Origin of the sequence: Allostreptomyces psammosilenae, from assembly GCF_013407765.1 — a bacterium.
GTDB lineage: Bacteria > Actinomycetota > Actinomycetes > Streptomycetales > Streptomycetaceae > Allostreptomyces > Allostreptomyces psammosilenae.
This window is the reverse complement of sequence record NZ_JACBZD010000001.1, coordinates 3736023-3757500: the sequence shown is the minus strand read 5'-3', so window position 1 is coordinate 3757500 and position 21478 is coordinate 3736023. Positions and strand designations below refer to the sequence as shown.

The 21478-nt window shown below is 75.8% G+C and carries 17 protein-coding genes (1 of these 17 running past the window's edge); 5 read left to right on the top strand and 12 right to left on the bottom strand.

Features of this window, described 5'->3' with window-relative positions:
* Window positions 1-121, bottom strand: partial view of a stage II sporulation protein M gene (locus FHU37_RS15635; protein WP_179814791.1) — the beginning only. The gene continues 887 nt to the left of window position 1, outside the view; only the first 121 of its 1008 coding nucleotides appear in the window; its start codon is at window positions 119-121; its stop codon lies beyond the left edge, outside the window.
* Between the two features lie 252 nt (window positions 122-373).
* Here FHU37_RS15635 and FHU37_RS15630 point away from each other — a divergent pair, with 252 nt between their 5' ends.
* Window positions 374-1651 (top strand): RDD family protein, encoded by a 1278-nt coding sequence (locus FHU37_RS15630; protein WP_179814790.1) that lies wholly within the window; start codon window positions 374-376, stop codon window positions 1649-1651.
* A gap of 92 nt (window positions 1652-1743) precedes the next feature.
* Here the strand turns inward: FHU37_RS15630 and ahcY are convergent, their stop codons facing one another.
* From ahcY to FHU37_RS15595, 7 genes are all read right to left on the bottom strand, one after another.
* A complete protein-coding gene (gene ahcY / locus FHU37_RS15625; protein ID WP_179814789.1) occupies window positions 1744-3189 on the bottom strand; it encodes an adenosylhomocysteinase in 1446 nt (481 codons plus the stop codon).
* Window positions 3190-3453: 264 nt separating this feature from the next.
* Window positions 3454-4389, bottom strand: a complete 936-nt coding sequence (locus tag FHU37_RS15620; protein WP_179814788.1) for a cation diffusion facilitator family transporter — start codon at window positions 4387-4389, stop codon at window positions 3454-3456.
* A 265-nt stretch (window positions 4390-4654) separates the two neighbouring features.
* On the bottom strand, window positions 4655-5875 hold the full coding sequence (gene manA / locus FHU37_RS15615; RefSeq protein ID WP_179814787.1) for a mannose-6-phosphate isomerase, class I: 1221 nt from the start codon (window positions 5873-5875) through the stop codon (window positions 4655-4657).
* Between the two features lie 338 nt (window positions 5876-6213).
* The gene (locus FHU37_RS15610; protein WP_179814786.1) at window positions 6214-7449 is read right to left on the bottom strand and encodes an SIS domain-containing protein; all 1236 of its coding nucleotides are present in this window, start codon (window positions 7447-7449) and stop codon (window positions 6214-6216) included.
* Window positions 7450-7553: 104 nt separating this feature from the next.
* A complete protein-coding gene (locus FHU37_RS15605) occupies window positions 7554-7730 on the bottom strand; it encodes a Trm112 family protein (protein ID WP_179814785.1) in 177 nt (58 codons plus the stop codon).
* A gap of 175 nt (window positions 7731-7905) precedes the next feature.
* A complete protein-coding gene (locus FHU37_RS15600; protein ID WP_179814784.1) occupies window positions 7906-9300 on the bottom strand; it encodes a phosphomannomutase/phosphoglucomutase in 1395 nt (464 codons plus the stop codon).
* A 109-nt stretch (window positions 9301-9409) separates the two neighbouring features.
* A complete protein-coding gene (locus FHU37_RS15595) occupies window positions 9410-9850 on the bottom strand; it encodes a DUF3499 domain-containing protein (protein ID WP_179814783.1) in 441 nt (146 codons plus the stop codon).
* A gap of 104 nt (window positions 9851-9954) precedes the next feature.
* Between FHU37_RS15595 and FHU37_RS15590 the strand changes: the two genes are divergently transcribed.
* The gene (locus FHU37_RS15590; protein ID WP_179814782.1) at window positions 9955-10410 is read left to right on the top strand and encodes a metallopeptidase family protein; all 456 of its coding nucleotides are present in this window, start codon (window positions 9955-9957) and stop codon (window positions 10408-10410) included.
* 364 nt (window positions 10411-10774) lie between these two features.
* Here FHU37_RS15590 and FHU37_RS15585 read toward each other — a convergent pair whose 3' ends face one another.
* The 3 genes from FHU37_RS15585 to FHU37_RS15575 all read right to left on the bottom strand — a co-directional run bounded on the left by FHU37_RS15585 (window position 10775) and on the right by FHU37_RS15575 (window position 16416).
* Complete coding sequence (locus tag FHU37_RS15585) at window positions 10775-12220, bottom strand: DUF5719 family protein (RefSeq protein ID WP_179814781.1); 1446 nt, start codon at window positions 12218-12220, stop codon at window positions 10775-10777.
* Window positions 12217-15792: a glycosyltransferase gene (locus FHU37_RS29030; RefSeq protein WP_179814780.1), complete on the bottom strand. Its 3576-nt coding sequence runs from the start codon at window positions 15790-15792 to the stop codon at window positions 12217-12219. The genes FHU37_RS15585 and FHU37_RS29030 overlap by 4 nt, the downstream gene beginning before the upstream one ends.
* 360 nt (window positions 15793-16152) lie before the next feature.
* Window positions 16153-16416: a WhiB family transcriptional regulator gene (locus FHU37_RS15575; protein ID WP_179814779.1), complete on the bottom strand. Its 264-nt coding sequence runs from the start codon at window positions 16414-16416 to the stop codon at window positions 16153-16155.
* A gap of 828 nt (window positions 16417-17244) precedes the next feature.
* Here FHU37_RS15575 and FHU37_RS15570 point away from each other — a divergent pair.
* From FHU37_RS15570 to FHU37_RS15560, 3 genes are all read left to right on the top strand, one after another.
* Window positions 17245-17871 carry a cysteine dioxygenase gene (locus tag FHU37_RS15570; protein ID WP_179814778.1) on the top strand — a complete coding sequence of 209 codons (627 nt, stop codon included), beginning with the start codon at window positions 17245-17247 and terminating at the stop codon, window positions 17869-17871.
* A gap of 144 nt (window positions 17872-18015) precedes the next feature.
* Complete coding sequence (cofD, locus tag FHU37_RS15565) at window positions 18016-18996, top strand: 2-phospho-L-lactate transferase (RefSeq protein ID WP_179814777.1); 981 nt, start codon at window positions 18016-18018, stop codon at window positions 18994-18996.
* Complete coding sequence (locus tag FHU37_RS15560; RefSeq protein WP_179814776.1) at window positions 18993-20336, top strand: coenzyme F420-0:L-glutamate ligase; 1344 nt, start codon at window positions 18993-18995, stop codon at window positions 20334-20336. Before cofD ends, FHU37_RS15560 begins: the two co-directional genes overlap by 4 nt.
* A gap of 38 nt (window positions 20337-20374) precedes the next feature.
* Here FHU37_RS15560 and FHU37_RS15555 read toward each other — a convergent pair whose 3' ends face one another.
* Window positions 20375-21472 (bottom strand): DNA-3-methyladenine glycosylase family protein, encoded by a 1098-nt coding sequence (locus FHU37_RS15555; protein ID WP_246449913.1) that lies wholly within the window; start codon window positions 21470-21472, stop codon window positions 20375-20377.
* Between the last annotated feature and the right edge of the window lie 6 nt (window positions 21473-21478).

Here is a 21478-nt window from a genome sequence, read left to right as displayed (position 1 = left end):
GCTGGTAGAGCGCCACCAGTTCGTCCGCCTCGGTGCCGCTCAGCCGCCCGCGTCGCTTGCACAGCGCGTCGAGCCGCTGCCACTCGTGCTGGTGCGCGGCGACGAAGACGTCGATGTCCACAGGTGATCCTCCGGTGCGGGGGCACGATCCCTCCGCCGCTGCACGCCGTGGAGGGTCCGTGGGGACGGGGTGGCGCTCACCGGCCAGCATGCCGCATGGCCCGCTCGCCCGGGAGGCAAGGGGTCCGGGCGCCCGGGGCGGGGGTGCCGGCCCGGTGGTGGGGCCCTTGTTGCAGCCCGCCCCTTCCGTGACCGAGGCTGTACCCGACGCACCGATCAACGAGGCACGGACCAACGACCAGTGGGAGGCGCCGTGGCGAATCTGGTAACCGGGGAGGCGGTCGCGCTCGACCTGCGGCCGGCCCGGCTGATGAGCCGCGGCATCGCCATCGCCATCGACATGACGATCTACTGGGTGGCGATGATCCTGGCCCAGTTGCTGCTGGGCTGGTTGACCGGCGGGGAGTCCTCCCTGTCGACGATCGTCGCCATCCTGGTGGGCGTCGGCACGCTGGTCGGCCTGCCGCTGGCCATCGAGACGCTCTCCAACGGGCGTTCGGTGGGCAAGCTGGTGATGGGGCTGCGGGTGGTGCGCGACGACGGCGGGCCGATCCGGTTCCGGCACGCGCTGGTGCGCCAGCTGGTCGGCGTGGTGGAGCTGACCATGACGTTCGGTGTCGTGGCGGTCGTGGCCTCGCTCGTCTCGGACCGGGGGCGGCGGCTCGGGGACCTGTTCGCCGGCACGGTCGTCATGCTCACGCGGGTGCCCGAGCAGACGCTGGAGGTCGGCTACCTGCCGCCGCAGCTCGCCGAGTGGGCGGCCACCCTGGACCTGTCGGCGCTCAGCGACGAGCAGGCGCTGCGGGTCCGGCAGTACCTCACCCGCCGGCGGCAGCTCGACCCGGTGGTGGGCGCGGCGATGGCCGGTCGGTTGGCGTCGGAGGTGGCCACGGCCACGGCGGCTCCCGTGCCACGGGGCGTGACGGCCGATCTCTATCTGGAGGCGGTGCTGGGCGAGCGGCGTCGGCGTGGGATGGCGCAAATATCGGCGCGGTGGGCCGGGCAGCAGGGCCCGGTGGCGGTGCCCGCCCCCGCCCCCGGCTACGGGTACGCGGCGCCCGCGCCGGGCCATCCGGCGGCGCAGGGCTATCCAGGGGCGCAGGGCTACCCGGGGGTGCAGGGCTACCCGTACGGCCATGGCGGGCCCGCGGGAGCCGGGGGTCACGGGCCCGGCGGCCATCCCCCGGCGCCCGGCCACGGTGCGGGCGGCGGGTACGGACAGGTGGCGCCCGGGGTGGGCGGACCGGCCGGCCAGGGCGTTCCTGGTGGTGGGTACCCCGTGCCGGGGCCGAACGGGCAGCCGGTGGCCGGGCAGGCGCCGGGCGGACAGGCGGCGGCCGGCGGGTGGAGTCTGCCGGCGCCGGGGCACTCCGTGGGCGCGCCGCCGCCCTTCCAGCCGGGGACGGTGGGTGCCGCCGCGGGGGTTCCGGCGGCCCCGCCGCGGGTTCCGGAGGCTCCGGGCGCCGCGGGTGCGCCGGGGGCCGCGGGCGGGGAGTCGAGTCGGTCCGGTGGTTTCGCGCCGCCCGCGTAGCGGGTGTTCGGGGGGGCCGTCGGTGAGGCGGGAAAGGGCCGCGGCCCCGGAGCGGGATGCTCCGGGGCCGCGGCCGTTCCGCGCCGGTCGGGTCAGTAGCGGTAGTGCTCCGACTTGTAGGGGCCCTCCACCGGCACGCCGATGTAGGCGGCCTGCTCGGGGCGCAGCTCGGTCAGGCGGGCGCCGAGGGCGTCCAAGTGGAGTCGGGCCACCTTCTCGTCCAGGTGCTTGGGCAGCGTGTAGACGGCGGTGGGGTACTGCTCCGGCTTGGTGAACAGCTCGATCTGGGCGATGGTCTGGTTCGCGAACGAGTTGGACATCACGAACGACGGGTGGCCGGTCGCGTTGCCGAGGTTGAGCAGGCGCCCCTCGGACAGCACGATCACGGTGTGGCCGTCGGGGAAGCGCCACTCGTGGACCTGCGGCTTGATCTCGGTCTTGACGATGCCGGGCACCCGGGCCAGGCCGGCCATGTCGATCTCGTTGTCGAAGTGGCCGATGTTGCCGACGATCGCCTGGTGCTTCATCCGGGCCATGTCGGAGGCCATGATGATGTCGCGGTTGCCGGTGGTGGTGATGAAGATGTCGGCCGTCTCGACGACGTCCTCCAGGCGGGCCACCTGGTAGCCGTCCATGGCGGCCTGCAGGGCGCAGATCGGGTCGATCTCGGTGACGATCACCCGGGCGCCCTGGCCGCGCAGCGACTCGGCGCTTCCCTTGCCGACGTCGCCGTAGCCGCAGACGACGGCGACCTTGCCGCCGATCAGCACGTCGGTCGCGCGGTTGATGCCGTCGATCAGCGAGTGGCGGACGCCGTACTTGTTGTCGAACTTCGACTTGGTGACGGAGTCGTTGACGTTGATCGCCGGGAAGAGCAGCGTGCCGTTGCGGTGCATCTCGTAGAGCCGGTGCACGCCGGTGGTGGTCTCCTCGGTGACGCCCTTGACCTCGGCGGCGAGGGCGGTCCACTTGCCGGGGGTCTCGCGCAGCGTGCGGTTCAGCAGTTCGAGGATGATGCGGTACTCGTCGGAGTCTGCGGTGGCCGGGTCGGGCGCGGCGCCGGCCTTCTCGAACTCGACGCCCTTGTGCACGAGCAGGGTGGCGTCACCGCCGTCGTCCAGGATCATGTTGGGGCCGGCGTGGTCGGGCCAGGTGAGCGCCTGCTCGGTGCACCACCAGTACTCCTCCAGGGTCTCGCCCTTCCAGGCGTAGACCGGGACGCCGCGCGGGTCCTCGGGGGTGCCCTCGGGGCCCACGGCGATGGCGGCGGCGGCGTGGTCCTGGGTGGAGAAGATGTTGCAGGAGGCCCAGCGGACCTGCGCGCCGAGGGCGGTGAGGGTCTCGATGAGGACGGCGGTCTGCACGGTCATGTGCAGCGAGCCGGTGATGCGGGCGCCGGCCAGCGGCTGGCTGGCCGCGTACTCGCGGCGGATCGCCATCAGGCCGGGCATCTCATGCTCGGCGAGCTCGATCTCCTTGCGCCCGAAGGCGGCGAGGGAGAGGTCGGCGACCTTGAAGTCGGTGAAGGCAGCGGTCATCGCTGTGGTTCTCCCGATGGTGGTGTGGTCACGGGCATGCGGAGGTGCGGGCACGGTGGACGGGCGCGACGACCCGGTGGGTGTCGCGTCCGTGCGGGCGGTGGCCCGCGGGTGCGCGCAGTCCGTCGGTGGCCCTCTGCCCTCGGCTCCGACCGCGGTGCACGGCATGCCGGGCACGCGGTGGGCGCCGACCGCCATCAGCAGCGACGTCTCGCTGGTTCGAGGCTACACGCCGTGCCGGGGGGTGGGGGTGCTGATGGCCGTTCACGGGGTGGTCGAGGCGGTGACGGCGCCGCGGCGGATGTCCGGTTCCAGGTAGATCAGGCGGGCCATCGGGACGGCCGCGCGCACCCGGGCCTCGGCGGCGTCGATGGCGCGCGCCACCTGGGCGGCGGTCTCGTCGTGGCGCACCGCGATCTTGGCGGCCACCAGGAGCTCCTCGGGGCCGAGGTGGAGCGTCTTCATGTGGATGACGTCGGTGACGGTGCGGCCGTCGACGAGGCTCCGGCTGATGTCGTCCACGACCTCGGGGCCGGCGGCCTCGCCGAGCAGCAGGCTCTTGGTCTCGGCGGCGAGGACGAGGGCGATGGTCACCAGCAGCACGCCGATGCAGATGGTGCCCACGCCGTCCCAGACGGCGTCGCCGGTGGCCATGGTGAGCAGCACGCCGCCGAGGGCGAGCACCAGGCCGACGAGCGCGCCGAGGTCCTCCAGCAGCACGACCGGGAGTTCGGGTGCCTTGGCGCGGCGCACGAAGGCGACCCAGCCGAGGCCGGCGCGGGCGTGGTTGGACTCCTTCACGGCGGTGCGGAAGGAGAACGCCTCGGCGACGATCGCGAAGACCAGTACGCCGACCGGCCAGTACCAGGCTTCGAGGGCGTGCGGGTGGCGGATCTTCTCGTAGCCCTCGTAGAGGGCGAACAGGCCGCCCATGCTGAAGAGCACGACGGTGACGAGGAAGCCGAAGACGTAGCGTTCGCGCCCGTAGCCGAAGGGGTGCTCGGGGGTGGCGGCGCGTCGCGAGCGGCGGCCGCCGAGCAGCAGCAGGGCCTGGTTGCCGGAGTCGGCGACGGAGTGGACCGCCTCCGCGAGCATGGCGGAGGAGCCGGAGAAGGCCCAGGCGACGAACTTGGCCACGGCGATGGCGAGGTTGGCGAGGAGCGCGGCGATGACGGCGCGGGTTCCGCCGTGGGTGCTCATGCGACCGCCTCGATCCGCTGGGGGTGCGCGGCGTGGTGGACGCCGCCCGTGATACGTCGGCTCATGTGCCGACGACTGCCCCGCGGCGGCGCGTCCTACTCATTTCGGGCATTTACCACTTGGGCGGCTCGGTACGACTGGCGGTGGGTGTGGCAGGTGGGGAGGGCCGTCCGCTTTCCGGCGCGGCCCGGCCGCGGGCGCCTTCGGTGGGGCGCCCGCGGCCGGGCCGCTGTGGTCACGGGCCCACGGGGTCAAGGGCCTGTGGTCAGGCGCCGACGGTGGCGCGGAACAGGGTGCCGCTGCCGGTCAGCCGGACCGGGCCGTCGGTGGCGGCGAGGTAGGCGGAACGGCCGGCGGTCAGCTCCAGCGCGGCGCCGTCCGCTGCCCCGTCCAGCGGGGTGAGGAGGATCCGGCCCTCGGTGCACAGCACGATCTGCGGCGTGCCGGTGGGCAGCTCGACCGGGGAGCCGTCGGCGGCGGCCTGGTCGAGGACCAGGCGGCTGAGGCGGAACTCGTCGATCGGGGCCGGGTAGACCTGCTCGTCGCCGTGCGGCTCCGGGCGGAGCACCTCGGCCTCGCCGCTGGCGAAGCGGACGATCCGCAGCAGCTCCGGCACGTCGACGTGCTTGGGGGTCAGGCCGCAGCGGAGCACGTTGTCCGAGTTGGCCATCAGCTCGACGCCGAGGCCGCTGAGGTAGGCGTGCGGCACGCCGGCGCCGAGGAAGAGCGCCTCGCCGGGGCTCAGCCGGACGTGGTTCAGGAGCATGGCCGCGACCAGACCGGGGTCGCCGGGGTAGGCGTGGGCGATCCCGGCGTAGGCGGCGAGCGCCTCGGCCCACGGGCCGCCGGCCGCGGCGACCCGCTCGGCCGCCGCGGCGACCTCGGTCGCGGTGGCGGCGAACGCCTGGCGGTCGGCGCTCAGGATGCCGGTCAGCACCTCGCGCAGCGCCTCCTCCTCGGGGCGGGTGCGCAGTACGTCGATCCACGGCTGGAGGGCGGACACGGCGAGCGCGTCGAGGAGGTCGGCGGTGCGGCGCGGGTCGCGGAAGCCGCACAGGCCGTCGAAGGGCTCGAGGGCGCAGATCATCTCCGGCTTGTGGTTGGCGTCCTTGTAGTTGCGGTGCGCGGCGTCCACGGGGATGCCGCGGGCCTCCTCGTCGGCGAAGCCGGCCCGCGCCTGTTCGAGGTCGGGGTGGACCTGGAGGGAGAGCGGGGAGCCGGCGGCGAGCACCTTGAACAGGAAGGGCAGGCGGGGGCCGAAGCGGGCCGTGACGTCCTTGCCGAGCTCGTTCTCGGGGTCGGCGCCGACAACGATGTCAAGGGACGTGGGGGTGCCGTTGCGGACGAGGCGGGACGGCGCACCGGGGTGCGCGCCCATCCACATCTCCGCCTGCGGTTCGCCGGTCGGCTCGGTGCCGAGCAGGCGCGGGATGGCGGTGGTGGATCCCCAGGCGTAGGGGCGGATGGTGTTGTCGAGCAGGTCCATGGGGGCAGTGTCACATGGCCGGGTGTCGGCCCGGTCGCCCGAGGTCCCTGACCGGGTGGTGGGGGTGGACCGGGCGGGGCGGGGTTGCGGTGGCATTCGGGCAGCACTGGGCCGGGAACGCCGGGTGGCCCCCCTGATTCCAGGATCCCATGGCGGAACCGGCGGCGGCAGTCCCCCTTTCGGGCCTGTGGACAACTTCCGGCGGCGGGGGGTTGACGCCTCGACGGGCGAGGGCGGTTCTCGCAGGACCGGGCCTGGGTGGATGGCCGGGCCGGGGTGGCCGGGGGGCGGTGGGCCGGCCGCCCGGGGGGTGATGACACCTGCCGGGGTGGCGGCCCCTACGAGCCGGTGCCGATCCCCGCGTAGGTGGCGGTGAACTCGGCGAGGGCCAGCAGTTCCGCCAGGCGTTCCAGGGGGTGGCCCGGAGCGGCGGTGAGGACGTCGATGGGGGCGCCGGCCGCCTCGGCGTGCCGGCGGGCGAGGGGGCCGATGGCGTTGGGCGCGTCCTCCTCGGTGGCGGTCTCCCCGGCGGGGTCGAGCAGGACGACGTGCGGGGCCGGCCGGTCGGGTTCGGTGACGCGGTCGCGGAAGAAGTCGGCCTCCGCGTCGGCCGCGGCCGCTGCACCGCCGGAGGCTCCCGTCCGGGCGGCCCGCGGGCCGTGCAGCAGTCCGCGGTGGGCGGTGAGGGCCTCGGGCAGGCGGGCGGCGAGGGCCGGGATGGCGGCCTGGTCGGCCAGGAGCGTCGCCAGGCGGTGGGCGGCCGGGACCGCGGCCGGGCCGGCGGCCCACAGCAGGGGCACGGAGCCGGCCAGCTCGACGGCGAGCGTCTTGGCGGGGTTGTCCCAGGTGGCCGCGTCGGGGCGGCAGCGGGTGGCGATCTCGTCGAGGCGGGCCGCGGCGCCGTCCAGCGCCTCCGGGGGCGCGGCGAGGACGCCGACGCGGTGGGCGAGGGCGAGCGCGGGGCCCAGCAGGGCCCACAGGTCGGTGCCGGCCGCCGGGTCGGCGGCTGCGGCGGTCGTGGCGTCCGCAGTGTCCGCGTGCTGGTCGTTCGTCCCGGGTGCCGGTTCGCCCGGCTGGGGGACGAACGGCAGGGTCAGTCCGCGGGCCCACTCGACGGCTCGGGCGAGGTCGGTGCCGGGGCGGGTGACGGCCACGGTGGCGCAGCCTCGGGCGTAGGCGCGGTCGACGAGCGCGTGCAGGCCGTCGCTGTCGCCGTGGGGGGAGAGCACGAGCAGGAGTTGCATCGCGCCGGCCCAGCCGGGGAGCGTCCACCGGGGTTCGGTGGGCGGGTGGGGCGGCGCGGCGGGCTCGGGTTCGAGGTGGAGGACCTGGAGCGAGGGCGTGGCGAGGGCGGCGAGGGTGTCGGCGACGGTGCGGGCGGCGGGGACGTCGCCGGCGACCAGCACGGTGGTGGGGCGGCCTTCCGGTCGGAGGGCGGCAAGGCCGCCCTCCTCGGCGGCGCGGACGGCGGCCCGGAGTCGGGCGCCGGCTCCCGCTATGGCGCGCAGCCGGTCGGCGGCTCCGGAGCGGCGCATGGCCTCGCCGTCGTCGAGGAGCATTTCGTCGAAAACCATCGGTGCTCCCGTCAGGGGCTTGGCGGGTGGCGCGGCCGGGTGCTCGGCGGGGGCCGGCTCGGGGTGCGGTGCTCTCGGGAGGGCTGGGTCGGCGGGTGCCGCGGTCAGCGGGTGCTGCGGGCCTCGTCGACCAGCAGGACGGGGATGTCGTCGCGTACCGGGTAGGCCAGGCCGCAGTCGTCGCCGGTGCACACCAGCTCGTCGGCGGCGTCGTCGGCGCGCAGGGGGGCGTGGCAGGCCGGGCAGGCGAGGATGTCGAGCAGGGTGGGTGCGAGGTTCATGTGGTCAGCGTACGGGAGGATCTTGGGCCGCGGGGCGGTGGCGTGAGGTGGCGGAGCGGGGCGGTGCCGCGGCGCGGGCCCGCCCCGGCCGGCCCGGGGTGGGAGGGGGTGGGACGGGGGAGGTGGGCCCGCGCCGGGGTGGTGTGGCCGTCCGGGTGAGCGGGTGGCGTGGCGGTCAGTCGCGCACCAGCGCGAGGACCTCCTCGCGGATGGCGGCGACCGCTGCCGCGTCGGCCGCCTCGATGTTGAGGCGGAGCAGCGGTTCGGTGTTGGAGGGGCGCAGGTTGAACCACCAGTCGGGGCCGGAGACGGTGAGGCCGTCGAGTTCGTCGAAGGTGACGCCGTCGCGTCCGGTGTAGGCGGCGCGGACGGCGGCGGTGCGCGCCGTCTGGTCGTCGACGGTGCTGTTGATCTCGCCGGAGGAGGCGTAGCGCTGGTAGTCGGCGACGAGTCGGGTGAGCGGCTCGGGCTGTTCGCCGAGGGCGGCGAGGACGTGGAGGGCGGCCAGCATGCCGGTGTCGGCCTTCCAGAAGTCCCGGAAGTAGTAGTGCGCGGAGTGTTCGCCGCCGAATACGGCGCCGGTGCGGGCCATCTCGGCCTTGATGAAGGAGTGGCCGACCCGGGTGCGCACGGGCTTCCCGCCGCTGGCCAGCACGATCTCGGGGACGCCGCGGGAGGTGATGAGGTTGTGGATGACGGTGGGCTTGTCCTCGCCGGCGGCGCGGGCGCGGGCGATCTCGCGGACGGCGACGAGCGCGGTGATGGCGGAGGGCGAGACGGCTTCGCCGGTCTCGTCGACGACGAAGCAGCGGTCGGCGTCGCCGTCGAAGGCCAGGCCGATGTCGGCGCCGGTGCGGCGCACCTCGGCCTGGAGGTCGCGGAGGTTCTCCGGGTCGAGCGGGTTGGCCTCGTGGTTGGGGAAGCTGCCGTCGAGTTCGAAGTAGAGGGGGACGACGTCCAGGGGGAGACCCTCGAGGACGGCGGGGACGGTGTGGCCGCCCATGCCGTTGCCGGCGTCCACGACGACCTTGAGCGGCCGGATGGCGCTGAGGTCGACGAGGGAGCGCAGGTGGGTGGCGTAGTCGCCGAGGGTGTCGCGGCGGGTGAGGGTGCCGGCGGGGCGGTCGGTGGGCGGGATGCCGGCGGGGGCGCTGGTCCACTGCTCGACGAGGGCGCGGATGTCGGCGAGGCCGGTGTCCTGGCCGATGGGGGCGGCGCCGGCGCGGCACAGCTTGATGCCGTTGTACCGGGCGGGGTTGTGGCTGGCGGTGAACATGGCGCCGGGCATGTCGAGGCTGCCGCTGGCGTAGTAGAGCTGGTCGGTGGAGCACAGGCCGATCTCGACGACGTCGGCACCGCGGCCGGCGGCGCCTTCGGCGAAGGCGCGGGCGAGTTCGGGTGAGGAGGGGCGCATGTCGTGGCCGACGGTCACCGCGTGGGCGGCGGTGACGGTGGCGAAGGCGGCGCCGAAGACTCGCGCCAGGTCGGCGTCGAGCTGGTCGGGGACGGTGCCCCGCACGTCGTACGCCTTGACGATTGCGCTGAGGTCACGGGACACGTTCTCGCCCATCTGCTTCCACCGAGCCGGTCGTTGCCGCCGCCGGGCGGGTGCCCGGGGCCGTTCGTGAACAGTACCGGCAGGTCGGGTGGGGGTGCGGGAGGCGGTCGGGGCGGGAGGTTCAGTTCTCCGGCGGGCGCAGCACCCTGAGGTGGCCGCGGCGGGCGACCTCCATGCGGTCGGCCGCCTCGCGTTCGGTGAGCCGGCGGTCGGTGCCGCGTCGTTCGGTGGGGCGGGCGGCCTCGCGGACGGCGTTGGCGAGGGCCTCGAGGTCGTCGCTGCTGGGCTGGGTGGTGGCGGGGTCGACGGCCAGCCGGACGACCTCCCAGCCGCGGGGGGCGGTGAGGCGTTCGGAGTGTTCCGCGCACAGGTCGTAGCAGTGCGGTTCGGCGTAGGTCGCGAGTGGGCCGAGCACGGCGGTGGAGTCGGCGTAGACGTACGTCAGCGTGGCGACGGCGGGACGACCGCACGCGGTGCGCGAACAGCGACGTACTGGACTCACGGAACCGGACGTTACCGCACTGGCGGGTCCCTCGCGACCACTCCCCCGGGAAGTAGTCATCGTGTCGTACCGGTATGACATTGGGCGCGGCTGGTGGCGGGCGGGTGGCGCGCTTGCGTGAAGTGGTCTGTGGTGGGCGCGTTCGATCCTCTACGCTCGGCGTTGTGGACAGTTCCGTACCGCAGCGCCCCGCCGACCCTCGTCCCGCCGGTCGGCGGCGGGACCGGCACGGCCGCGGGATGCGCGGCCCGCTGGCGCCCGCCGACGTCCCGGTGGCGATGACCCGGGCGGAGCGGTTCGACGACCTGGTGCGGGAGTCGATGGAGCGGTTGACGGCGCGCTGGCCGCAGTTGGAGACGGTGCTGTTCGAGGTGGTGGACGTGCCGTGGGAGAGCGCGACGCCGAGCGAGCTGTCCGGGGGGCGGGTGGCGCTGGCGCAGCTGGTGCCGGAGTCGAAGGGGCAGCCGGCTCGGATCGTGGTGTTCCGGCGGCCGGTGGAGGTGCGGGCGAAGCCGGGTGACGAGCGGGCGACGCTGGTGCACGACGCGATCGTGGAGCAGGTGGCCGAGTTGCTGGGCATGTCGCCGGAGACCGTGGATCCGCGTTTCGGCCTGGAGTGAATGCCGGGCTGGGGTGATGCCGACCTAGGGTGATGCCGGGCTGGGGGCTGGGCGGCACTCCCGTGGTGTGCCGGGAACATGCCAGGGGTTCGCGCCTGAACCCACCATTGGCCTGGGGGGACCCCCTTTTTCAGGATCCCATTCGGGGGCTACCGTGCGCATCCCCCTTCTCGCGGCCTGTGGATAACTCGCGCTCCCACCCTTGCCCCCTTGGACCACCCCACGGCGGCCACCCACCCGGCCGGCCGCCGTGGGGGGGCCGGGTGCTTTGGGTGGCCGGGCGCCATGGGTGGCCGAACGCCACGGGTGGCCGGGCGCCGCGGGCGGCCTGACGCCTCGGGCGGCCGGGTGCCGTGGGGGTGTCTCAGCCGGCCTGGACCACGGTCCAATCGGGGCGGGTCTGCGGCATCAGCACGGTGGTGGGCTGGGTGGCCACGGTCTGCACGGTGGTCTTCCATGCCTCGTCGCCGCCGCCGGTGAGCTGGCGGGCGGCGTGCACCGGTCCGCCGGACAGCGGTTCCACGGTGAGCCCGAAGGTGGCGTCGCCGGGCACCTCGGGCGGGGCGACGGCCACGGTGGCTCCGGCGGGCACCTCGACCTCGGCGGTGGCCGGTTCGGCGCCGTCCGGGTAGGCGGTCAGCCGCACCGTGGCGGCCTCGCCGGGGGCGGTGAGGTAGACGGTGGAGGCGCCGGGGATGTTGCCGGAGACGGAGGCGGTCTCGCCCAGGGCGGGGCTGGAGGCGGAGTAGGCGCTGTCCCGTCCGTCGTCGCCGCCGCGCAGCACGCGCAGGCCGGCGACGACGGGGACGGCTTCGGCGCCCTCGGCGGGGGTGAGCAGGATCGCCGAGGCGTCGCCCGCGGTGATGTCGCCCAGGTCGACGGTGGTGCTGCCGTTGGCGGGGACGGAGATCCGCTCGGTGCCGGCGGGGGTGAACAGGCCGCCCTTGCCGGAGATCTGCACGGCCAGCTCGGCCTCCTGTTCCCCGGTGGTGGCGACGGTGAGCTGGATCTTCGTGGCGTCACCGGGCAGGCCGGGAACGAGCACGGTGCCGGCGGGGTCGCCGGCCGGGGGGAGCCAGTCGGCGCCGTCGGCACCGCCGTCGTCGTGCAGCTGGGCGGAGACCCGGCCGGAGCGCACCTGCACGTGGACGGCCAGGCCCTCGATCTTCTGCTCGGTGAAGGAGCTGAGCAGCAGGGGCACGGAGGCGCCGGGGGTGACGGTGATGTTGCGGGCGCCGGTGGCCTCGACCGGCCCGTCCGGGCCGTACAGCTCGACGTCGACGACGGCGGGGGTCTCGGTCTCGGCGTTGGCGAGGTGGAGGTAGTCGCTGCGGCCGTCGACGGTGGCGGCGCCGACGAACCAGAAGGAGGAGCCGGGGGCGGCGCAGCCGCTGCCGGCGAGGTGGCCGTCGTCGCCGGAGACGCTGGTGGTCTCCTGCAGGGCGAAGCCGGGGGCGAAGCGGCCCTCGCCCTGGCCGAGGACGGGCGCGGCGTCGCCCTTGTCGGAGCTGGTGGAGGCGGGGGTGCCGGGTTCGGCGAGTTCGGCGCGGGGTTCGGTGACGCCCATGTCGGAGAGGGTGCCGGTGCCTTCGTCGCCGGTGCCCTCGCTGGGTGGGGCGAAGGCGGTGTAGGTGGTGGTGGCGTCCTCCTGGTGGAAGACCTGCGGGCACAGCGCGGTGGTGCGGCGGACGGGGACCTGCTGGCCGCCCTCTCCGGTGGGGCCGGTCTCGGGGGTGGTGGCGAAGGCGAGCCCGCCGATCAGGGCGAGGGCGACCGCCACGGCGCCGAGCACGATGCTGGTGCGGTTCACTGCTGCTGCCGTCCTTCCGTGGCGCTGCCGACGGGCAGCGGGCCGTGGCCGTCACCGGGGTGGTCGCCGCCGGGGCCGGAGGGGCCGCCGAAGCCGCCCGGGCCGCCGAGGCCGCCTGGGCCGGGGGGGCCCTCGGGCCCGCTGGGGCCGCCGGGCGCGCCGGGGCCGTTCGGCCCGCCGGGGTGTCCGGGGTGTCCGGGGGGCGGTGCCACCGCGGCGGTGGCGGGGGTGGGGACGGTGGTCCCGGGGGTGGCGCGGCGGCGCCGGCCGCCGGCCTCGGCGGCCGGGTCGGGCAGGTCGTCGTCGGCGCGCCGGCTGCGGCCGGGCAGGGCCAGGACGACGGCGACGAGCAGCAGCACGGCGGCGGCCCAGCGCCACGCGGTGGCCACCGGGGAGCCGGCGTACTCGACGGACAGCCGGCCGCCGGAGTCGGTGGGCAGTTCGAAGCCCTGGGCCCAGCCGTCCAGGGTGATCGGGGTCAGCGGTTCGCCGTTGAGGGTGGCGCGCCAGCCGGGGTCGGCGGCCTCGGCGAGGCGGACGAAGCGCTGACCGGTGGTGTCGGCCTCGCCCTGCGGGGCCTGCTCCTGGGGCTGGTCCGCGGGCTGCTCCTCGGGCTGTTCCGGGTCCTGGGCCACCTGCGGTTCGGCGGGGGCGGGGACGTCGGTGTGCGCGCCGAGTCCGTCGCTGTCGGTGGCGAGCACCTCGCGGCTGCCGTCGGGGTTCTGCAGGATGACGCGGCCGGTGGTGAGGTCGTTGCGCCACAGGGCGCTGCCGCTGACCTGGCTGAGCCGGGTGAGTTCCGGGGTGCTGTCCAGGACGCCGGCGATCTGCGGGCTGACCGGGGCGCGCACCAGGATGTAGCGGACGCCGTAGCCGGCCAGGCTGGTGACCTCGTCGCCGTCGGAGCCGGCCAGCAGGTTGGCGACGACCTCGGCGAGGTCGTCGCCGCCCGTGGCGTCCTGGCCGATCTCGGCGTCGCCGAGGGTGAGGCCGGCGTCGCGGAGCAGCGCGTAGCCGACCCGGCCGGCGTCGTCGGCGGTGATCACCAGGGTGCGGGCGCGGTCGGTCGTGGTGTTCTCGGTGGCGACGAAGGCCGGGACCTGCTCGGGCGCGGCGCGGCGCAGCGGGTCCTCGGCGCCGCCGGCCATCCACCAGGAGGCGCCGACCAGTGGTGCGAGGCCGGCGAGCACGGCGATGAGCGCGGCGGTGGGCTGGCGCCAGCCGAAGTTGACGCCGGCGACGCGTTCCCGGGCGCCGTCGGCGCCGACGGCGGCGGCGGCGAGCAGGCCGGCGCCGGCGACCGCGAGGGCCGGGCCGGGCCAGGCGGTGCCGTCGCCGAGCAGGCCGGAGCGGGCGAGGACGGCGAACAGCCAGCCGACCACGGCGACGGTCCAGCCGGCGAGCACGGCGTGCCGTCGGGTGGTGCGCAGCAGGGCGGCCAGGGCGGCCAGCAGCAGGCCGATGGTGAGGAGGGCGGGGACGGGGGTGCTGCCACCGGGGTGCAGCAGCAGCAGGTCGGTGACGGTGGCGACCTCGCCGCCGGCGGGGGTGCCGGCGGGCGGGGCGACCGGGGAGCCGGCCTCGGCGGTGAGCAGGGTGGCGGGGCTGGTGAGCAGGCCGATGGACCAGGGGGCGAGCAGCGGCAGCGGCAGCCCGAGGGCGACGACCAGTCGGGGCAGCAGGGCGCCGAGGCCGGGGCCGGTGCCGTCGGTGGCGCGCCGGCCGAGGACGACCCGGGCGAGGGCGGCGGCGGCCAGCAGCACGACGCCGAGCGCCCAGGCGGGTGGGGCGAAGGCGGTGACGACGGTGAGTCCGACGCCGAGCGCCCAGGCGTCGCGCCAGCGCGGGCCGTCGTCCTCGCCGGGGCTGGTGGCGCCGCCGTCCATTCCGGTGAGTCGCACCGCGGAGCGGGCGAGCAGGGGGAGGGCGACGAGCAGCGCGGCGGTGCCGATGCGGCCGCCGGCGATGGCGCCGGTGGCGGCGGGGAGCGTGGCGTAGGCGGCGGCGGCCCAGGCGCGCACGCCGCGGGAGGCGACGAGGGGGGCGGTGGCGAGGTAGGCGGCGAGGCCGGCGAGTGGGACGGAGCCGAGCAGCAGCAGGTTCACGGCGGCCTCGGCGTTGCCGAGGGTGAGGGCGGCGGCCACGGCGAGGAACGCGGTGTAGGGGGGTGCGGTGGTGTCGGTGCCGATGCCGACGTCGTGCCACTGGGCGGTCCAGGTGCGCCACAGGTCGGCGGCGCCTTCGGGGGCGGGCAGCAGGGCGCCGCCGCTGAGCGATCCGGTTCCGATGAGGGACCGGGCGGCGACGAGGGTGACCAGCAGCAGGCCGAGGAAGAGCAGGGGGGCGGGGCGCCGGGTGAGGGCGCGGAGCCGGGCGAAGCTGTCGACTTCGAGGAAGTCGGCCTCGTCGGAGGTGGGGCCGGATTCGGCGGCGCCGTGGCGGCCGGCGGAGGTGTCGACGTCGGCGTTGCGGCTGTACCGGGCGAGGAGTTGTTCCAGGGTCAGCCGGACGGTGGCGCCGGGGGCGGGGAAGAGTCCGGTGAGCGCGGAGCCGTCCTCGGCGCGTAGTCGGGCGCGTTCGCGGCGGGCGGCGATCAGGGCGCCGGGGCGGAGGAGTACGGAGGTGAGGCCGAGCATCTCGTCGGCGGCGAGTCCGGGGACCTTGCCGAGGAGGTAGACGATGGTGCGCAGCACGGTGCTGAGCAGCAGCCGGACGGCCACGTAGGGGAGCATGGCGCCGGTGCTGTTGGCCAGCAGGGTGTAGGCGGCGCCGGCCTTGTCGGTGCGGTGCGGGCGGGCGGTGCCGCCGGCGTCGATGGGGCGGCGTTCGCGGGAGGCGGCCTCGGCGTGGCGGAGCACGGCGTCGGGGGCGACGAGGACGAGGTGGCCGGCGCTGTTGGCGCGCCAGCAGAAGTCCACGTCGTCGCGCATGAGCGGCAGGCGGGGGTCGAAGCCGCCGAGCTGTTCCCACACGTCGCGGCGGACCAGCATGCCGGCGCTGCCGACGGCGAGGACGGGGCGGACCTGGTCGTGCTGGCCCTGGTCCTGTTCGCGGCGGTCGAGGCCGGTCCAGCGGCGTCCGCCGCGGCCGATGCTGACGCCGACTTCGAGGAGCTGGCGGCGGTCGTACCAGCTGCGGATCTTGGGGCCGAGGACGGCCGCGGAGGGGTTCTGCTCGGCGACCCGCAGGAGGCGGCGGAGGGCGTCGGGGCGGGGTTCGCTGTCGTCGTGCAGGAGCCACAGCCACTGGACGGGGGTGCCGCCGTCGGGGGTGGTGGCGTAGGGCAGGCTCTGCGGGGGTAGTGGTCCGAGGGCCGCGGCTTCGTCGACGGCGTCACCGAAGGAGGCGTCACGGGGCAGGCGGCGGACGTGTTCGGGTCCGAGGGCCTGGGTGAGCAGGGCCGGTGAGTCGTCGGTGCTTCCGGTGTCCACCGCGACGATCCGCTGTACGGGTCGGTCCTGTCCGAGGAGGCCGGAGAGCACCCCCGGCAGCCAGCGGGCGCCGTCGTGGGAGACGAGCACGGCGGTGACCACGTGGCGGGGGTATGCCGGTGGCTGGTTGAAGACAGACATCGAGGTAGCGGGCCCCGGTTCGTGTGGACGGCGGACGGGGGTCGTTCGGCAGACCCTTGGGCCACCCTAGTTCGTTTCGGGGGGATGGTAGACGGGAAGGCCCCACCTGACGCCGATGCGCGAGGTGGGGCCTTGGGGCGGTGTGGCGCCGTTGTGGGGGCGGCGCGTGCGCCGGGTGTGGTGGTGGTGCGGGCTCCCGCGGCCATCGGGGTCTGGTCGGCGGGGGCGTGGCGGGCGGCGTCGCCCGGTGCGCGGCGCGGCGGTGTTCCGCGAGGTCGGCGCCGTGTTCCGCGCGGGGTGCGCGGCATCGCGCGGGAGTGGATCGGCGGCGTTCCGCGCGGCGGGCCGGCGTCGGGGGGCTCAGACGGCGCTCTTCTTCAGCCGGCGGCGTTCCCGCTCGGACAGTCCGCCCCAGATGCCGAACCGCTCGTCGTTGGCGAGTGCGTACTCCAGGCATTCGGCGCGCACCTCGCAGGCGAGACAGACCTTCTTGGCCTCCCGGGTGGAGCCGCCCTTCTCGGGGAAGAAGGACTCGGGGTCGGTCTGCGCGCACAGCGCGCGTTCCTGCCAGCCGAGCTCCTCTTCGGTTTCGTCTCCGAGCACCAGTTGAAAGAGCTCGCTCATGGCGTGCCTCCTGCCCTTCTTTGCTTCCCCGTGATGTTGCCGTTACCAGTGGCGGTTCAACGACATGGCTGAAATTACAAGTGCGTCGCTGACGCGTAGTCAAGCTGCGATGTGCTAAAAGGCGCCGCATTCACTCTGTGGGAGCAAACGACTCCGTAGCGTGGCGCCCGTTGGGCAAACCGTACCAATTCGCCTTCGTTCTCGGTGGAGGGGTCCGCTCGCGCCGCGGCTCGTCCCCGGGGCCGCCGACAGTGACTCCCGGCGGCTCCCGGCCGGAACCGTCTGTCAGTTCCGACGATCAGGGGGCGCTTGGGGTTCCCCGCCGGCGCCGCGGAGCGAGATGGATCACAGCACGATCACAGCACGAGCCGGTGCGCCTCGTCTTCCCCTCCGCACAGCGGTAAAACTCGTTAGCGACTGATTCACCCGATTTGACGAGCACTCGGTCCGCCATGCGGGAGTCGGTTGACAAAGTGCCCTCAAAGCGGTCTTCTACCTCCCATGCCAGCCCGTACCACGCCTGCCCGCCGGAGCGCCGCCGCGCCGCTCGGCACGCAGGCCCGCGCGCTGCCGCTGCTTCCTCCGGCCGCCGGTCGAGCCCCGCTCCCGGCCGCCCCCACCCGCGGCTGTTGTTGTCGCGCCTGCTGACTCGCCTCACCACCACGGCGCTCGCCAAACCTCCTCGGTCCGTCATTCCGTGAACGGGCCCGCCCTCCCCTTCCGTCGTCCGTCATCCGGCGGCCAGGCCCGTCCGCGCCCGGAACGGCCGGGGGACCCGTGCCGCGCACCCGACCACCGCCGGGCGCGCCTCCCCAAGGACTCTCCTTCGTGCACCCCTCCCAGCTCAGCGACATCAGCATCGCCGGCGACCCGCTCGCCCTGGCCGACCGCGCCGTCCCCCGGGGCGAGCACCCCGGCACCCTCGCCGACCTGGCCGCCGTCGCCGAGCGGCTGGCGGCCGAACCGGAACGCTGGCTCCCGCTGCTCCGCTTCGACCCGCTGACCCGCTGGTACACCCGGCTGGAAGCCGGCCCCCGCCACGAGGCGTGGCTGCTGAGCTGGCTGCCCGGGCAGGGCAGCGGCCGGCACGACCACGGCGCCTCCACCGGCGTGTTCACCGTGGTCCAGGGGGTGCTGACCGAGTACACCGGCGCCCCTGCCGGGCCCGCGGCGCGGGCGGGACGGGACGCCGGCCGGCGGCTGGCCCCCGGCCGGCTGCGCGTGGCCGCCCCGGGGACGGTGCACGAGGTGCTCAACAGCGAGCTGCTGCCGGCCGCCAGCATCCACGTCTACGGGCCCCGGCTGACGGAGATGAACCCGCACGCCTCCCTCGCCGGCGACCGCGCCCGGACGGGCACCGGCGCGGCGTTCGGCGTCCGCGACGGGGCGCGGACGCGGTCGGCCGGCGCCGCCGCGGTGCCCGGGCGCGCGGCCGGCGCCGTCGGCACCTGCTGACCGCGTGGGACCCCGGGAGGCCGCGGGAGGATTGACGGGCCGTCGGCGCACTCCCCCGGGACCGTACCGCAGGCCCGCCACCACCGGGGGCGGCGGGCGGTCACGCCGCCGAACCGGGGCCGCGGCTGGTGCCAGACTGTGCGCATGCGCATCACAGCACTTGCCGGCGGAATCGGCGGCGCCCGGTTCCTGCGCGGGCTGAAGGACGCCGTGGGCCCCGGTGACGAGATCACCGTCATCGGCAACACCGGCGACGACATCCACCTGTTCGGGCTCAAGGTCTGCCCCGACCTCGACACCGTCATGTACACCCTGGGCGGCGGCATCGAGGAGGCGCAGGGCTGGGGCCGCGCCGGCGAGACCTGGAGCGTCAAGGAGGAGCTCGCCGCCTACGGCGTCGGCCCCGACTGGTTCGGACTCGGCGACCGCGACGTCGCCACCCACCTGGTGCGCACCCAGATGATCGGCGCCGGCTACCCGCTGAGCGCGGTCACCGAGGCCCTGTGCGACCGCTGGCAGCCGGGCGTGACGCTGCTGCCGATGACCGACGACCGCGTGGAGACCCACGTGGTGATCGACGACCCGGACGCGCCGGAGGGCTCCGGGCGCCGCAAGGCCGTGCACTTCCAGGAGTACTGGGTGCGGCTGCGCGCCGCCGTCCCGGCCCACGCGGTGCTGCCCGTCGGCGCCGAGGACTCCCGGCCCGCGCCCGGCGTGCTCGCCGCCATCGCGGCGTCCGACGTCATCCTGCTGCCGCCGTCCAACCCGGTGGTCAGCATCGGCACCATCCTGTCCGTCCCCGGCATCCGGGAGGCCGTCGAGAAGGCCGACGCCCCGGTCGTCGGCCTGTCCCCGATCGTCGGCGGCGCGCCGGTCCGCGGCATGGCCGACCGCATGCTGACCGCGATCGGCGTGGAGACCACCGCCGCCGCCGTGGCCGAGCACTACGGCCCGGGCCTGCTCGACGGCTGGCTGGTGGACACCGTCGACGCGGACGCGGTGCCGCGGGTGGAGGCCGCCGGCATCCGCTGCCGCGCCGTCCCGCTGATGATGACGGACCAGGCCGCCAGCGCCGAGATGGCCCGCCGCGCCCTGGAGCTGGCGGGGGAGGTGCGCGAGGGATGAGCACGGAGACGACCAGGAGCGACGGCTACCAGGTGCTGCCCGTGCGGGGCATCGGGGAGGTCCGCCCCGGCGACGACCTGGTGGCGCTCATCGCCGACGCCTGCGCGGCGCCCACCGCCTCCGGCGGCACCGCCGGCCTGCGCGACGGCGACATCCTCTGCGTCACGTCCAAGATCGTCAGCAAGGCGGAGGGGCGGATCACCCGCGCCGCCGACCGGCAGGCGGCCATCGACGCCGAGGCCGTGGAACTGGTCGCCCAGCGCGGCACCACCCGGATCGTCCGCAACCGCAACGGACTGGTCATGGCCGCGGCCGGCGTGGACGCCTCCAACACCGAGCCGGGCACCATCCTGCTGCTGCCCGAGGACCCGGACGACTCCGCCCGGCGACTGCGCCGGGGCCTGGCCGAACGCCTCGGCGTGCGGGTCGGCGTGCTGCTCACCGACACCTTCGGGCGGGCCTGGCGGGCCGGCCTCACCGACGTCGCGATCGGCGCCGCCGGAGTGGCCCCGCTGGAGGACCTGCGCGGCGGCACCGACCGCAACGGCAACCCGCTCGTCGTCACCGTGACCGCCGCGGCCGACGAGCTCGCGGGCGCCGCCGAGCTCGTCAAGGGCAAGGCCGCCGGGGTGCCGGTGGTCGTCGTGCGCGGCCTGCCCGAGCGCACCACCGAGGAGGACGGCCCCGGCGCCGCCGCCCTCGTCCGCTCGCCCGAGAACGACCTGTTCCGGTTGGGCACGGCCGAGGCCATGCGGGCGGCCGTGACCTCCCGGCGCACCGTGCGCTCCTTCACCGACGAGCCGGTCGACGGGGAGGCCGTGCGGCGCGCCGTGGCCGCCGCCGTGACCGCGCCCGCCCCGCACCACACCACGCCCTGGCGGTTCGTGCTGCTGGAGGGCGAGCAGGCGCGCACCCGGCTGCTGGACGCGATGCTGGAGGTCTGGAAGGCCGACCTGGTCGCCGACGGGCTCGACGAGGAGCGCGTGGCCCGCCGCACGGCGCGCGGCGACCTGCTCCGCCGGGCCCCGTACCTGGTGGTGCCGTGCCTGGTCACCGACGGCGCGCACCGCTATCCGGACGCGCGGCGGGCGGCGGCCGAACGGGAGATGTTCGTGGTGTCGGCGGGCGCGGGCGTGCAGAACCTGCTGGTGGCGCTGAACGCGGAGGGGCTCGGCTCGGCCTGGGTGTCCTCCACCATGTTCTGCCGGGAGGTCGTGCGCAAGGTGCTGGACCTGCCGGACGACTGGGACCCGATGGGCGCGGTGGCCGTGGGCCACCCGGCGGCGCCGCCCGCCCCCCGGCCGCCCCGGGACGCGGCGGCCTTCGTCGAGGTGCGGTAGCCGGATCCGGGTGCGGCGGCCGGGTCGGGGGCGCGGGTTCACATGTCGCGGAACTCGCGCGGGCTGAGGCGGGGGCCGCGGCGGGGCGGGCGGGCGCCGGGGATGCCGGCCAGCAGGCGGCAGACCCGGTGGCGCTGGCCGGCCCACGGCTGGAGCAGGCGCAGCATCGTCTCGTCGTCCGCGTGGCGGTCGCCGGCGAGCGCCCAGCCCACCATGGCCGGCAGGTGGTAGTCCCCGACCGACACCTGGTCGGGGGCGCCGTGGCTGCGCTGGAGCGTCTCGGCCGCCGTCCACGGCCCGATGCCGGGCACGGTGCACAGCAGCCGTGCGGCCTCCTCTGCCGGCAGCGCGGCCAGGCCGTCCAGCCGGCCGCCGAGCCGGGCCGCGCGGACGGCCGTGGAGGCCCGCTTGGCGTCCACGCCGGCCCGGTGCCACTCCCAGGACGGCACCATGGCCCAGTGCCGGGCGGCGAGCGGCACCCGCATCCGCCCGGCCTGCGAGCCGGCCGGTCCCGGCGCGGGCTCGCCGAAGCGGCGCAGCAGCAGGCGCCAGCCCCGGTAGGCCTCCACGCAGGTGACCTTCTGCTCCAGGATCGCCGGGATCAGCGACTCCAGGACGGCGCCGCTGCGGCCGAGCCGGAGCCCGGGGTTGCGGCGGACGGCCTCGGCCAGCAGCGGGATGCGCGGCTGGAACTCCTCGGGCCGGTCGGCGGCGCCGAGGAGGTCCGGCAGGCCGTCGAGCAGCCGCTCGGCGCCGGGCCCCCACGCGGTGGCGCGCAGTTCGGCGGCGGCCGGGTCGACCACCAGGCGCAGCGTGCCGGGTCCGTCCGGGGTCCGGGAGGCCCGCCACCAGGAGCCGTCGGGGGCGATGGCGCAGGCCGGGTCGCCCGGGCCGCGGCGCAGCGGTTCCAGCAGGGCGCCGAGGTCGAGGGGGTGGCCGGGGCGGTAGCGGCGGGTGTGTTCGCGCGGGGTGGCGGCGCCGCGGCCGGTCGGGGTGGCGGCGCGGGGGGCGGGGCTCACGGCGGCGGGCGTGCCGAGCGGGCCCGGCCCGCGGGGTGTGGGCACGGTGGTCGCGGCGGCCAGGGGCGCTCGCGCCGCCGCGGGCGCCGGGGTGGCCGCGTGGGGTGGTGCGGTCATACCGCC